A 14,571-nucleotide genomic window follows, 5' to 3' on the forward strand; every position below is an offset into this window, starting at 1 on the left:
TGTGCAAAAAGTACGAAACCAATTTTTAAACTGGGAAGCCGTTAGAGTACGCGTCCTCGCGCGCACAAGGCTGAGACCCACCAAATGAGGTATTTATAATGGCTAAAAAAGTTGAAGCTCTAATCAAGCTACAAGTTGCCGCTGGTATGGCTAATCCTAGTCCTCCAGTAGGTCCTGCACTAGGTCAACACGGTGTAAACATCATGGAATTCTGTAAAGCGTTTAACGCACGTACAGAGTCTATCGAAAAAGGCGCTCCAGTTCCTGTAGTGATCTCTGTTTACGGTGACCGTTCATTTACGTTCGACATGAAAACGCCACCTGCTGCTTACTTACTTAAGAAAGCTGCTGGTATCAAGTCAGGCTCAGGCCGTCCTAACACTGATAAAGTAGGCACAGTAACTCGTGCTCAACTTGAAGAAATTGTTGAGACAAAACGAACTGACCTTACAGCTGCCGATATGGACGCAGCGGTTCGCACTATCGCAGGTTCTGCGCGTGCGATGGGCTTGAACGTAGAGGACTAAGAAATGGCTAAATTAACTAAACGTATGCGTACTATCCGCGAAAAAGTGGAAGTAACAAAAGATTACGAGATCAATGAAGCAGTTGCTCTTTTAAAAGAGTTAGCGACAGCTAAATTCGTAGAAAGTGTTGACGTTGCCGTTAACCTTGGTATCGATGCTCGTAAATCTGATCAAAACGTTCGTGGTGCTACTGTACTACCTAACGGTACTGGTCGTGACGTTCGTGTTGCTGTATTCACACAAGGCGCTAATGCAGAAGCTGCAAAAGAAGCCGGTGCTGAATTAGTAGGCATGGAAGATCTTGCTGAACTAGTTAAAAAAGGCGAGATGAACTTTGACGTTGTTGTTGCATCACCAGACGCTATGCGTGTTGTTGGTCAACTAGGTCAAATCTTAGGCCCACGTGGTCTAATGCCAAACCCTAAAACTGGTACTGTAACGCCTAACGTTGCAGAAGCAGTTAAAAATGCTAAAGCAGGTCAAGTACGTTACCGTAATGACAAAAATGGCATCATCCATACTACTATTGGTAAGGTTGATTTCACTGCAGAGCAATTACAACAAAACCTTGAGTCTCTAATTGTTGCGCTTAAGAAGGCTAAACCTTCTCAAGCTAAAGGTGTTTACTTGAAGAAAGTAACTATCTCTACAACAATGGGCGCAGGCGTTTCTGTTGACCAAAACACTTTAAGCACAACTGTAGCTTAATCAGTGTTTACATGGCGTGAAATTTGTACTATAATTTCGCGCCATTTTGTTGATTAATTTATTAATTGGCAAAGTAAAGAATTCGGGTTGAAGTCCATAATTTCGTTAAGCCTTCGGGGTTAACGATAAATTGGGCTTCCGTCCAAGACCGTAGGTGGCTTCGGCCTTAATATTCACCTACGTAGACGGTGTAGACCCCAGATAGATTTTTCCTAATCCTTCTGGCTCTCGCCGTAAAAAGCATCTCTACCTTGTTTGGTAGGGAAGAGTAGAACAGGGGAATCCGATAATCGGTATCCCCATTAAACCAGGAGTAACACCCATGGCTTTAAATCTTCAAGGCAAAAAAGCAATAGTTGCTGAAGTCAACGAAGCAGCCAATGGTGCTCTATCTGCAGTTGTTGCAGATTCTCGTGGTGTAACAGTTGGCGCAATTACTGCCCTTCGTAAAGAAGCTCGTGCAAATGGTGTTTGGATGAAAGTTGTCCGTAACACTTTAGCAAAACGTGCTCTTGAAGGAACAGATTTTGAGTGTCTTTCTGATTCATTTGTTGGTCCAAGCTTAATCGCTTTCTCATCAGAGCACCCAGGTGCTGCTGCGCGTATCTTTTCAGATTTCGCGAAAAAGAATGAGAAATTCGAGCTTAAAACGGCCGCTTTTGAAGGAAATGTTGTTGATGCAGCAATGCTTGCTACATTACCTACATACGACGAAGCTGTTGCACGCTTAATGAGTGCTATGAAAGAAGCGTCTGCTGGCAAATTGTGTAAAACAATTGAAGCAGTACGTGTACAGAAAGAAGAGCAAGCTGCTTAATTTTAAGCTGTTTAATCTCACTTTCGGTGTAAAATTTATTTGGACGTAATGTCCGTTAATTATTAGGAAATTTGTAATGTCTGTATCTAAAGACCAAATCCTTGACGCAATTGCTGAAATGTCAGTAATGGACGTTGTTGCTCTTATCGAAGCAATGGAAGAAAAATTCGGCGTAACTGCTGCAGCTGCAATGGTAGCTGGTCCAGCTGCTGAAGCTGCTGAAGAGAAAACAGAATTTGACGTAATCCTTACTGGCGCTGGCGCTAACAAGGTTTCTGCAATCAAAGCTGTTCGTAGCGCAACTGGCCTTGGCCTTAAAGAAGCGAAAGCTCTTGTTGAAGCTGCTCCTACACCTGTTAAAGAAGGTGTATCTAAAGAAGAAGCTGAAGCACTTGCAAAAGATCTTACTGAAGCTGGTGCTGAAGTTGAGGTTAAGTAATTTAGCTTTTGCTAAGTTCGCTGCCTGAGAAATCAGGCAAGGGCTGGTGATTATTTAATCACCGGCCTTTTTGCGCTATAGAGTGATGCACTCTTTTAGCTCAAATAAAATCTGATTTTTTCTTTACTTTCAACGCTTTATAGTTTGCTAGTGTTAAAGTGGGATCTAATTAGAACAACAGTTAAATGTTGTAAAATCTTGGCATAGCTGCCAGTTAAGTCTGTTCTTACAAGAACAGGTCGGGTCAAAGATCAGCAAGCTGAGGAACCCCATGGCTTACTCTTATTCTGAAAAGAAACGTATCCGTAAGGATTTTGGTAAACGTCCACAAGTTTTGGATATACCTTTTTTACTGTCTACACAGTTAGAATCGTTTAAAAAATTCTTAGTGCCGGACGCTGATGGCGATCATGGTTTGGAAGCTGCCTTCCGTTCTGTGTTCCCTATTAAAAGCTACTCGGGAAATTCTGAGCTTCAATACGTAAGTTACCGTATTGGTGAGCCAGTTTTCGATGTAAAAGAATGTCAAATTCGCGGTGTGACTTATTCTGCTCCACTTCGCGTGAAACTGCGTCTTGTTGTTATGGACAAAGAAGCACCAGGCACAGTTAAAGACATTAAAGAGCAAGAAGTTTACATGGGCGAAATTCCGCTCATGACAGATACCGGTACTTTTGTAATCAATGGTACAGAGCGTGTTATCGTTTCTCAGCTACACCGTAGCCCTGGTGTATTCTTTGATAACGACCGCGGTAAAACCCATTCATCGGGTAAAGTATTATATAACGCACGCGTTATACCTTACCGTGGTTCATGGTTAGACTTCGAATTTGATGCAAAAGATAACTTATATGTACGTATTGACCGTCGTCGTAAATTACCGGCGTCTATCATCCTACGTGCACTAGAGTATTCTAGCGAACAAATCCTAGATATGTTCTTCGATAACACTACGTTTGAAGTAACGAATGGTAAAGTTCTTATGGAACTTGTACCTTCGCGTTTACGTGGTGAAACTGCCGCTTTTGATATCAAGAGCGAAGACGGTGAAGTATTTGTTGAAAGCGGTCGTCGTGTTACGGCTCGCCACATCAAGAGCATCGAAAAGAAAGGCATTAAGCAATTAGAAGTACCACATGAGTACATCATTGGCCGTATTGTAGCTAAAAACTATGTTGATGAGTCAACTGGTGAAGTTATTGCAAATGCAAATGACGAGCTAACTCTAGAGCTAATGGCTGAATTGGTTAAAGCCGGTTACACTAAAATTGATACGTTATATATCAATGAAGTGGACAGCGGTGCTTACATGTCAAATACATTAAACATTGACTCTGCAAGCAGCCGTTTAGAAGCACTAGTAGAAATTTACCGCATGATGCGCCCAGGCGAGCCACCGACGAAAGACGCGGCTGAAGCCTTATTCCAGAACTTGTTCTTCTCTGAAGAACGTTATGACTTATCTACTGTAGGTCGTATGAAGTTCAATAGCCGTGTTGGTTACGATACAGACACAGGCCCTGGCACATTAAGCAAAGAAGACATCGTGTCTGTTATGAAAGTATTAATTGCTATTCGTAACGGTCAAGGCGATGTTGATGATATCGATCACTTAGGCAACCGTCGTATACGTAGTGTTGGCGAAATGGCTGAGAACCAATTCCGTGTTGGTCTAGTACGTGTTGAACGTGCTGTACGTGAGCGTTTAAGCTTAGGTGACCTTGACGCGATAATGCCACAAGATCTTATTAACGCTAAGCCTATTTCGGCAGCTGTTAAAGAGTTCTTCGGCTCGTCTCAGTTATCACAGTTTATGGACCAAAATAACCCACTATCAGAAGTTACGCATAAACGTCGTATCTCTGCATTAGGTCCGGGCGGTCTAACTCGTGAACGCGCAGGCTTTGAAGTACGTGACGTTCACGTAACTCACTATGGTCGCGTATGTCCAATCGAGACTCCTGAGGGTCCAAATATCGGTCTAATTAACTCGTTGTCTACGTACGCACGTACAAATGACTACGGTTTCTTAGAAACACCTTACCGCAAAGTGGTAGACGGTGTTGTAACTGATGAAGTTGATTATTTATCAGCCATTGAAGAAGGTCAGTTTGTTATCGCACAGGCGAACTCAAACTTAACTGAAACCAATGAGTTTGTTGATGAACTTATCCCATGTCGTCACAAAGGTGAATCTACCTTTATGGGTCGCATGGACCAGCAGTATATGGATGTATCACCACAACAGGTGATCTCTGTAGCGGCAGCACTTATCCCGTTCCTAGAACACGATGATGCTAACCGTGCATTGATGGGTTCAAACATGCAACGTCAAGCAGTACCAACATTGAAAGCGGATAAGCCGTTAGTAGGTACTGGTATTGAGTTAACACTAGCGAAAGATTCTGGTGTAACTATCGTTGCTAAACGTGGTGGTGAAGTAATGTATGCTGACGCAAGTCGCATCGTTGTAAATGTACATGAAGAAGAACGCATTCCTGGTGAAGCGGGCATCGACATCTACAACTTAACCAAATACACACGTTCAAACCAAAATACATGTATTAACCAAAAACCAACTTGTATGGTTGGCGAACCGGTTACTCGTGGTGACGTGTTAGCAGATGGTCCTTCGACTGACTTAGGTGACTTAGCCCTTGGTCAAAACCTTCGCGTGGCATTCATGCCATGGAACGGTTATAACTTCGAAGATTCAATCTTGTTATCAGAGCGCGTAGTTGAAGAAGATCGTCTAACGACTATCCATATTCAAGAACTACAGTGTGTTGCCCGTGATACTAAATTAGGTCCAGAAGAGATCACTGCAGATATCCCGAATGTGGGTGAGTCTGCGCTAGGCAAGCTTGATGAATCAGGCGTTGTATATATTGGTGCTGAAGTTAAAGGCGGCGATATCCTAGTAGGTAAAGTGACTCCTAAAGGCGAGACACAGCTTACACCTGAAGAGAAGCTACTGCGTGCTATCTTCGGCGAAAAAGCGTCTGACGTTAAAGACAGCTCTTTACGTGTACCAAATTCTGTAACTGGTACTGTAATTGACGTGCAAGTTTTCACCCGTGATGGTGTTGAAAAAGATAAACGCGCGTTAGAAGTTGAAGACATGCAGCTTCGCGAAGCGAAGAAAGACTTCAACGAAGAGTTCCGTATTTTAGAAGCAGGCGTTTTAGACCGTGCACGTAAGCTACTTATAGCTGCTGGTTTTGATGAAGATAAACTTGCATCTCTAAATGCTGAAAAAGTACTTACGCAAAGCCTTGCTGAAGAAGACAAGCAAGCTGAGCTTGAGCAACTAGCTGCACAGTACGATGAACTTAAAGCTGAATACGATAAGAAGTTTGAAAACAAACGTCGTAAAATTACCCAAGGTGATGACTTAGCACCAGGCGTACTTAAGATTGTTAAAGTATACCTAGCTGTTAAACGTCGTATCCAACCGGGTGATAAAATGGCGGGTCGTCATGGTAACAAAGGTGTTATCTCGACTATCGTACCAGTAGAAGATATGCCTTACGATGACAAAGGTCGTACGGTAGATATCGTATTGAATCCACTAGGTGTACCATCACGTATGAACATCGGTCAGATCCTTGAAACACATATGGGTCTTGCTGCACGTGGTATCGGTGAACGTATTGAAGAGATGATGAAAGAGCAACGTGAGCTTCATGAGCTACGTGACTTCATCAAGCAAGCATACGAAATTGGCGAATCTCGCCAAGTTGTAGATATTGCTAGCTTCACTGATGACGAAATTCGTCGTCTAGCTGAAAACTTAAAAGGTGGTTTACCAATAGCTACTCCTGCATTTGATGGCGCGAAAGAAAGCGAAATCAAAGACATGCTTGAGCTTGCGGGCTATCCTCGTAGTGGTCAGGTTACACTTTATGATGGCCGTACTGGCGATCAGTTTGAACGTCAAGTAACTGTTGGTTACATGTACATGCTTAAACTTAACCACTTGGTTGACGATAAGATGCACGCACGTTCTACTGGTTCTTACAGCCTTGTTACTCAGCAGCCGCTGGGTGGTAAAGCACAGTTCGGTGGCCAGCGTTTTGGTGAGATGGAAGTATGGGCACTTGAAGCTTATGGTGCTGCTTACACTCTACAAGAAATGCTAACAGTGAAATCGGATGACGTGAACGGTCGTACTAAGATGTATAAAAACATCGTTGATGGTAACCATAAAATGGAACCAGGTATGCCAGAATCGTTCAACGTATTGTTGAAAGAAATCCGCTCACTAGGTATCAACATCGAGTTGGAAGAAAATTAAGCCAATTAGATGCTGCAGTTAACGCTGCAGCATCTGTTACGGCTGAATAGAATGTAGGGACGAGATTATCCGTCCTCAAGATTAACTCCGACAGGAGAGCTAAGGTGAAAGACTTACTTAAGTTTCTGAAGCAACAAAATAAGACCGAAGAATTCGATGCAATTCGCATTGGTCTTGCTTCACCAGACATGGTTCGTTCATGGTCATACGGTGAAGTAAAGAAACCTGAGACTATTAACTACCGTACTTTCAAGCCTGAGCGCGATGGCTTATTCTGTGCCCGTATTTTCGGCCCAGTGAAAGATTATGAGTGTTTATGTGGTAAATATAAACGCCTTAAACACCGTGGTGTGATCTGTGAAAAGTGTGGCGTTGAAGTAACACTCACTAAAGTGCGACGCGATCGTATGGGTCATATCGACCTTGCGAGCCCAGTTGCACATATATGGTTTTTAAAATCATTACCGTCACGTATTGGCTTAATGCTAGATATGACGCTTCGTGATATTGAACGTGTTCTTTACTTCGAATCATTCGTAGTAACTGAACCTGGTATGACAACGCTTGAGCGTGGTCAGTTATTAGGTGAAGAAGAATACTTAGATTCACTAGAAGAGCACGGTGATGAGTTTGAAGCTAAGATGGGTGCTGAAGCAGTTTTAGACTTGCTTCGTGAACTTGATCTTGCTCAATTAATTGCTGAGATGCGTGAAGAGTTACCAACAATTAACTCTGAAACTAAGCGTAAAAAAATCACTAAACGTCTTAAGTTAATGGAATCGTTCCACCAATCAGGTAATAACCCTGAGTGGATGATCATGACAGTACTTCCAGTATTGCCACCTGATCTACGCCCATTAGTACCATTAGACGGTGGTCGTTTTGCGACATCTGATCTAAATGACCTTTACCGTCGTGTTATTAACCGTAATAACCGTCTTAAGCGTTTACTAGATTTAGCAGCACCAGACATTATTGTACGTAACGAAAAACGTATGTTACAAGAAGCGGTAGATGCGCTACTTGATAACGGTCGTCGTGGTCGTGCAATTACAGGTTCTAACAAACGTCCTCTTAAATCTCTTGCTGATATGATCAAGGGTAAGCAAGGTCGTTTCCGTCAGAACTTACTTGGTAAGCGTGTAGATTATTCAGGCCGTTCTGTAATCACAGTTGGTCCTACACTTAAGCTTCACCAATGTGGTCTTCCTAAGAAGATGGCACTAGAGCTATTCAAACCATTCATCTATGGCAAATTAGAACGTCGCGGCATGGCTACGACAATCAAAGCTGCTAAGAAGATGGTTGAACGTGAAGTTCCGGAAGTATGGGATGTACTTGACGAAGTAATTCGTGAACATCCAGTATTACTTAACCGTGCACCAACACTTCACCGTTTGGGTATCCAAGCGTTTGAGCCTGTGCTTATCGAAGGTAAAGCGATTCATTTGCATCCATTAGTATGTGCGGCTTACAACGCCGATTTCGATGGTGACCAAATGGCGGTACACGTACCGTTAACAATCGAAGCGCAGCTTGAAGCTCGTGCATTGATGATGTCAACAAACAACATTCTATCTCCTGCGAATGGTGAGCCAATCATCGTTCCTTCACAGGATGTTGTATTGGGTCTTTATTACATGACTCGTGACCGCATTAACGCTAAAGGCGAAGGCGCGATATTTAAAGATCCAAAAGAAGCAGAAAAAGCATACCGCAGTGGCAATGCAGACCTTCACGCAATTGTGAAAGTACGTATTAGCCAATCAGTTAAAAACGAAGACGGCGTAGTAGAAGATACTATTACTGTTATCGATACAACTGTTGGTCGTGCGATTCTGTCTCTAATTTTACCTAAAGGCATGCCGTTTGCGTCAATCAACCAGCCGCTAGGTAAAAAGCAGATTTCTGGCTTATTGAATGAGTGTTACCGTCGTCTAGGTCTTAAAGATACAGTTATCTTTGCTGACCAAGTTATGTACACCGGTTTCCATTATGCAATGAAGTCAGGTGTTTCTATCGGTATTGATGACTTAGTTATCCCGCCGGTTAAAGCACAGATAATTGAATCAGCTGAAGCTGAAGTTACTGAAATCAACCAACAATTCCAATCAGGTCTTGTAACGGCTGGTGAAAAGTACAACAAAGTTATCGATATCTGGTCACGTGTAAACGAAAACTTATCACGTGAGATGATGTCTAACTTGTCGAAAGACACAGTTATCAATGCACAAGGTGAAGAAGTAGAGCAACCGTCATTTAACTCAGTGTTTATGATGGCCGACTCAGGTGCTCGTGGTAGTGCTGCACAGATTCGTCAGTTGGCGGGTATGCGTGGTCTAATGGCACGTCCAGATGGTTCAATCATCGAGACTCCAATCACAGCTAACTTCCGTGAAGGTCTAAACGTACTTCAGTACTTCATCTCAACGCATGGTGCGCGTAAAGGTCTTGCCGATACAGCACTTAAAACAGCAAACTCGGGTTACCTAACGCGTCGTCTAGTAGACGTTGCACAAGATTTGGTAATCAATGAAGATGACTGTGGCACAGAAGATGGCTTAACAATGAAACCGCTTATTGAAGGTGGTGATGTTGTAGAAGCACTTCGTGAACGTGTTCTAGGTCGTGTTGTTGCTGAAGATATTGTGATTCCAGGTACTAATACAGTGCTTGTTGAACGTAATATCATGCTAGACGAAAAACTGTGTGATCTCTTAGAAGAGCATTCAGTAGATGAAGTTCGTGTACGTTCTGTTATCACTTGTGATAATGACTTTGGTGTTTGTGCTAACTGTTATGGTCGTGACCTAGCACGTGGTCATATCATCAACGCTGGTGAATCAGTGGGTGTTATCGCGGCACAGTCAATTGGTGAGCCGGGTACACAGTTAACAATGCGTACCTTCCACATCGGTGGTGCGGCATCTAGAGCGTCTGCAGAAAATAATGTACAAGTTAAAACTAACGGTACATTAAAACTTCATAACTCTAAGTACGTATTAAACACAGACGGTAAGATTGTTATTACCTCTCGTTCTACGGAAATTACTATCATTGATAGTCATGGTCGTGAGAAAGAGCGTTATAAAGTACCTTACGGTGCGGTATTAACAGTGCAAGACAATGCTGAAGTTCTAGGTAACGATATCGTTGCTACTTGGGACCCGCATAGTCACCCAATCGTTCTTGAGCATAAATCAAAAGTATCGTTCAGCGATATCGATGATTCAAATACTGAAGCACAGACTGATGAGCTAACTGGTTTAACCCGTGTAGTTGTAAAAGATCTTGCTAAAGTAAATACGAAAGAACCAAAGCTTATCATCGAAAGTGAAGAGCGCGGTCTGCAAGAAACACGTCTTCCTTCATTCACGACGATTGAAGTTATTGACGGCGTTACAGCAAACCCAGGTGACGTGTTAGCACGTATTCCGCAAGAAGGTTCGAAAACTCGTGATATCACGGGTGGTCTACCACGCGTAGCCGACTTATTTGAAGCTCGTAAGCCAAAAGAACCAGCTATATTAGCTGAAGTAACTGGTACAATTAGCTTCGGTAAAGAGACTAAAGGTAAGAAGCGTTTAGTTATTACTCCAGCTGAAGGTGATCATTACGAAGAGATGATTCCTAAATGGCGTCAACTTAACGTGTTTGAAGGTGAGCAAGTGTCTAAAGGTGAAGTTATCGCCGATGGTCCTGAATCACCGCATGACATCTTACGCCTACGTGGTGTGACTCATGTTGCTAACTATATCGTTAACGAAGTGCAAGAGGTTTACCGTTTGCAAGGCGTTAAGATCAATGACAAGCACATTGAAACAATTATCCGTCAAATGTTACGTAAATGTACCATTATGCACGGCGGTGATACTGACTTCTTAGCCGGTGAGCAAATCGAAGTGGCGCGCGTTAATATCGCAAACCGTGACCTTGAAAAACAAGGTAAGATACCAGCTAAGTTTGAAATCCAGTTAATGGGTATCACAAAAGCATCACTAGCAACAGAATCTTTCATCTCTGCAGCGTCTTTCCAAGAGACAACACGTGTTCTTACAGATGCGGCAGTGAATGGTAAGAGCGATGAGCTTCGCGGTCTTAAAGAAAACGTAATTGTGGGTCGTTTGATCCCAGCCGGTACCGGTTTTGCGTATCATCAAGAACGTATGGCTCGCCGTAAACAAAGCAAAGTAGTAGTAGAAGAGCAAACAGTAAGTGCAGAAGAGGCAACTCAAGCACTTACAGACGCTCTAAATGCTGATTTGTCTGGAAATCAATAAACTGTTCTTAATCAATAGATTAAGTGATCGCAAGTCAGTTATATGCTGTCTTGCGGTTAGTTTAGGTTGACAGGTTAAACTTTGCTCATTAAAATTCCGCCACCCATTTACTTGTGTGCTTAATGCAGGCTCGTAAATAAAGGGCGGATTTTTTATTTTTTTCAGTAGTAATTTTAATTTCAGGAGCTATTTAAATGGCAACTATTAACCAGCTAGTGCGTAAGCCACGCCGTAGCAAGGTTACGAAAAGTAACTCAGCTGCACTAAAAGCGTGTCCGCAAAAGCGCGGTGTATGTACTCGCGTATATACAACTACACCTAAGAAACCAAACTCGGCGTTACGTAAAGTAGCACGTGTACGTTTAACTAACGGTTTCGAAGTAACTTCATACATTGGCGGTGAAGGTCATAACCTTCAAGAGCATAGTGTAATCCTAATCCGTGGTGGTCGTGTTAAAGATTTACCAGGTGTTCGTTTTCACACTGTTCGTGGTGCACTTGACTGTGCAGGCGTTAGCGATCGTCGTCAAGCTCGTTCTAAATACGGTGCAAAACGCCCTAAAGGCTAATTGTTTTCCGTTAGTAAGGCCAAGCACTAAATATTTATAATTATTGTTTTGGGTGATTGACTCGAAAGAGCAAACCTGAATAAACCGGAGATACAAAATGCCTAGAAGACGCGTAATCGGTCAACGTAAAATTCTTCCAGATCCTAAGTTCGGATCGGAACTTCTTGCTAAATTCGTTAACATCGTGATGTTAGACGGCAAGAAATCTACTGCTGAAAAAATTGTTTATGGTGCGCTAGACGTGGCTGCTGAGAAATCAGGCAAGTCGCACCTAGAAATCTTTGAAACTGCACTTGATAACATCCGCCCACAGGTAGAAGTTAAATCTCGCCGTGTTGGTGGTTCAACTTATCAAGTACCAGTTGAAGTACGTCCAGTTCGTCGTAACGCATTAGGTATGCGTTGGTTAGTAGACGCTGCACGTAAGCGTGGCGAAAAATCTATGGGCTTACGTTTAGCTCAAGAAATCGTTGACGCTTCTGATAATAAAGGCACTGCGGTTAAGAAACGTGAAGACGTTCACCGTATGGCTGAAGCGAATAAAGCATTCGCTCATTACCGTTGGTAATCTGTCTTTAACCTTTAAGAGGATCATATGGCACGTACAACTCCACTTGAGCGCTATCGTAATATAGGTATTGTCGCTCACGTAGATGCAGGCAAAACCACCACAACAGAACGTGTTCTGTTCTACACGGGTCTTTCTCATAAGATCGGTGAAGTACATGATGGCGCTGCAACTATGGATTGGATGGAGCAGGAACAAGAGCGTGGTATCACAATCACTTCTGCTGCAACAACGTGTTTTTGGAAAGGGATGGATGCTCAATTTGACGCCCATCGTATCAATATTATTGATACTCCAGGACACGTAGATTTCACTATCGAAGTAGAGCGTTCTTTACGCGTATTAGATGGTGCGGTAGTTGTTCTTTGTGCTTCATCTGGTGTACAGCCGCAAACTGAGACAGTTTGGCGTCAAGCGAACAAATACGAAGTTCCGAGAATGATCTTCGTAAATAAAATGGATCGCACGGGCGCTGACTTCTTAGCTGTGGTTAGCCAGGTGAAATCTCGTCTTGGAGCAACGCCTGTTCCAATTCAGTTGCCTGTAGGCGCTGAGGACGACTTTAAAGGTGTTATTGACCTTATAAAAATGAAAGTGATTAACTGGAACGAAGCGGACCAGGGTATGACTTTCTCTTATGAGGCAATACCGGCAGAACTTCTGGAATTAGCTGAAGAATGGCGCTCTCACTTAGTTGAAAGCGCTGCTGAAGCAACAGAAGAACTAATGGATAAATACTTAGAAGGTGAAGAGTTAAGTGAAGCAGAAATTAAAAATGCTTTACGCCAACGAACATTAGCTAATGAGATTGTTCCAGTTACTTGTGGTAGCGCATTTAAAAACAAAGGTGTTCAAGCTGTGCTTGATTGCGTTGTTGAATATATGCCTTCACCAGAGCAAGTGAAACAAATCCAAGGTATCCTAGAAAATGGTACTGAGGAAGAACGTCCAGCTAATGATAAAGCGCCGTTTGCTGCACTCGCTTTTAAGATTGCAACAGACCCGTTTGTTGGAACCTTGACCTTTTTCCGTGTTTACTCTGGTACTGTTAAACAGGGTGACACGGTATATAATCCAGTAAAAAGTAAGCGTGAGCGACTTGGCCGTATCGTACAGATGCATTCAAACTCTCGTGAAGAGATCAAAGAAGTTTTCGCAGGCGACATCGCGGCAGCTATTGGTCTTAAAGACGTAACAACAGGTGAAACACTGTGTGATCCGAATTCTATTATTACGCTTGAGCGTATGGAATTCCCTGAACCAGTAATCTCTATTGCGGTTGAGCCTCGCACTATAGCTGACCAAGATAAGATGGGTATCGCGCTGGGTAAACTAGCTGCTGAAGACCCTTCTTTTCGAGTACAAACTGACGAAGAATCAGGCCAGGTTATAATCTCTGGCATGGGTGAACTTCACCTAGATATCATCGTCGACCGTATGAAACGTGAATTCAGTGTTGAATGTAACGTTGGTAAGCCGCAGGTCTCATACCGAGAAGCTATTCGTTCAACTGTTAAGGTTGAAGGGAAGTTTATACGTCAGTCAGGTGGTCGTGGTCAATATGGTCACGTTTGGATTAAACTTGAACCGATGGATATTACGGATGATGAGTCACCAATTTACGAGTTCGTTAACGAAACCGTAGGTGGTTCTGTTCCTAAAGAGTTCGTCCCTGCGGTAGACAAAGGTATCCAAGAGCAAATGTCTCAAGGTGTACTGGCAGGCTACCCATTACTTGGCGTTAAAGCGACTTTATATGATGGTTCATTCCATGATGTAGATTCGAATGAAATGGCATTTAAAATAGCAGGTTCACTGGCAATGAGAGATGGGGCGCTTAAAGCTAACCCTGTACTACTAGAGCCAGTAATGAAGGTTGAAGTACTCACTCCTGATTCAAATATGGGTGATGTAGTTGGCGACTTAAACCGTCGCCGCGGCATAATCGAAGGCATGGAAGATGCATTAGGTGGACTTAAGCAAATTAATGCGCAGGTTCCTCTTTCTGAAATGTTTGGTTATGCGACTGCTTTACGATCTGCAACACAGGGCCGTGCCTCATACTCTATGGAGTTTATGAAGTACGCTGAAGCCTCTAAAAACGTTGCAGATACAATAATTTCAGCTCGCGCTGTTATATAATTTTAGCTTGTCTGGCTCAATAGTGAGTCAGGCTTTAATTTCTTTATTAGGAATTTTTTAAGATGGCAAAAGAAAAGTTTGAACGCGTAAAACCGCACGTAAACGTTGGTACAATTGGCCACGTTGACCACGGTAAAACTACACTAACTGCAGCAATCACTAACGTACTTGCAAAAGTATACGGCGGTGTTGCTAAAGATTTCGCATCAATCGACAACGCTCCT

At 42.9% G+C, this 14,571-nt stretch carries 10 protein-coding genes; all 10 read left to right on the forward strand.

From position 1 onward, the window contains the following. Positions 1-98: 98 nt before the first annotated feature. Positions 99-527 (forward strand): 50S ribosomal protein L11, encoded by a 429-nt coding sequence (gene rplK / locus CXF76_RS19730; protein ID WP_002958879.1) that lies wholly within the window; start codon positions 99-101, stop codon positions 525-527. Between the two features lie 3 nt (positions 528-530). Continuing rightward, a complete protein-coding gene (gene rplA, locus CXF76_RS19735) occupies positions 531-1,235 on the forward strand; it encodes a 50S ribosomal protein L1 (RefSeq protein WP_007580124.1) in 705 nt (234 codons plus the stop codon). A 322-nt stretch (positions 1,236-1,557) separates the two neighbouring features. Next, positions 1,558-2,052, forward strand: a complete 495-nt coding sequence (gene rplJ, locus CXF76_RS19740) for a 50S ribosomal protein L10 (RefSeq protein WP_002958881.1) — start codon at positions 1,558-1,560, stop codon at positions 2,050-2,052. A 76-nt stretch (positions 2,053-2,128) separates the two neighbouring features. Continuing rightward, positions 2,129-2,491, forward strand: coding sequence for a 50S ribosomal protein L7/L12 (gene rplL / locus CXF76_RS19745; RefSeq protein ID WP_002958882.1), 363 nt, complete (start codon positions 2,129-2,131; stop codon positions 2,489-2,491). Positions 2,492-2,762: 271 nt separating this feature from the next. Continuing rightward, positions 2,763-6,788, forward strand: coding sequence for a DNA-directed RNA polymerase subunit beta (gene rpoB, locus CXF76_RS19750; protein WP_007580127.1), 4,026 nt, complete (start codon positions 2,763-2,765; stop codon positions 6,786-6,788). Positions 6,789-6,892: 104 nt separating this feature from the next. After that, a complete protein-coding gene (gene rpoC, locus CXF76_RS19755; protein ID WP_007580130.1) occupies positions 6,893-11,068 on the forward strand; it encodes a DNA-directed RNA polymerase subunit beta' in 4,176 nt (1,391 codons plus the stop codon). Positions 11,069-11,262: 194 nt separating this feature from the next. Next, positions 11,263-11,637 (forward strand): 30S ribosomal protein S12, encoded by a 375-nt coding sequence (gene rpsL / locus CXF76_RS19760; protein ID WP_002958885.1) that lies wholly within the window; start codon positions 11,263-11,265, stop codon positions 11,635-11,637. A gap of 97 nt (positions 11,638-11,734) precedes the next feature. Next, positions 11,735-12,205: a 30S ribosomal protein S7 gene (gene rpsG, locus CXF76_RS19765; RefSeq protein WP_010555004.1), complete on the forward strand. Its 471-nt coding sequence runs from the start codon at positions 11,735-11,737 to the stop codon at positions 12,203-12,205. 27 nt (positions 12,206-12,232) lie between these two features. Then, the gene (gene fusA, locus CXF76_RS19770; protein ID WP_101164438.1) at positions 12,233-14,347 is read left to right on the forward strand and encodes an elongation factor G; all 2,115 of its coding nucleotides are present in this window, start codon (positions 12,233-12,235) and stop codon (positions 14,345-14,347) included. Between the two features lie 62 nt (positions 14,348-14,409). Then, the coding region (locus CXF76_RS19775) for a GTP-binding protein (protein ID WP_232785096.1) at positions 14,410-14,571 on the forward strand (162 nt) is incomplete at its 3' end.

It is taken from the genome of Pseudoalteromonas sp. 78C3 (assembly GCF_002836695.1).
GTDB lineage: Bacteria > Pseudomonadota > Gammaproteobacteria > Enterobacterales > Alteromonadaceae > Pseudoalteromonas > Pseudoalteromonas arctica.

Bases quoted from the DNA above. Each gene is read 5' to 3' on its own strand.
- rplA (WP_007580124.1), top strand. From the start codon at position 531: ATGGCTAAATTAACTAAACGTATGCGTACTATCCGCGAAAAAGTGGAA.
- rpsL (WP_002958885.1), top strand. From the start codon at position 11,263: ATGGCAACTATTAACCAGCTAGTGCGTAAGCCACGCCGTAGCAAGGTT.
- fusA (WP_101164438.1), top strand. From the start codon at position 12,233: ATGGCACGTACAACTCCACTTGAGCGCTATCGTAATATAGGTATTGTC.
- rplJ (WP_002958881.1), top strand. From the start codon at position 1,558: ATGGCTTTAAATCTTCAAGGCAAAAAAGCAATAGTTGCTGAAGTCAAC.
- rplK (WP_002958879.1), top strand. From the start codon at position 99: ATGGCTAAAAAAGTTGAAGCTCTAATCAAGCTACAAGTTGCCGCTGGT.
- rplL (WP_002958882.1), top strand. From the start codon at position 2,129: ATGTCTGTATCTAAAGACCAAATCCTTGACGCAATTGCTGAAATGTCA.
- rpsG (WP_010555004.1), top strand. From the start codon at position 11,735: ATGCCTAGAAGACGCGTAATCGGTCAACGTAAAATTCTTCCAGATCCT.
- rpoB (WP_007580127.1), top strand. From the start codon at position 2,763: ATGGCTTACTCTTATTCTGAAAAGAAACGTATCCGTAAGGATTTTGGT.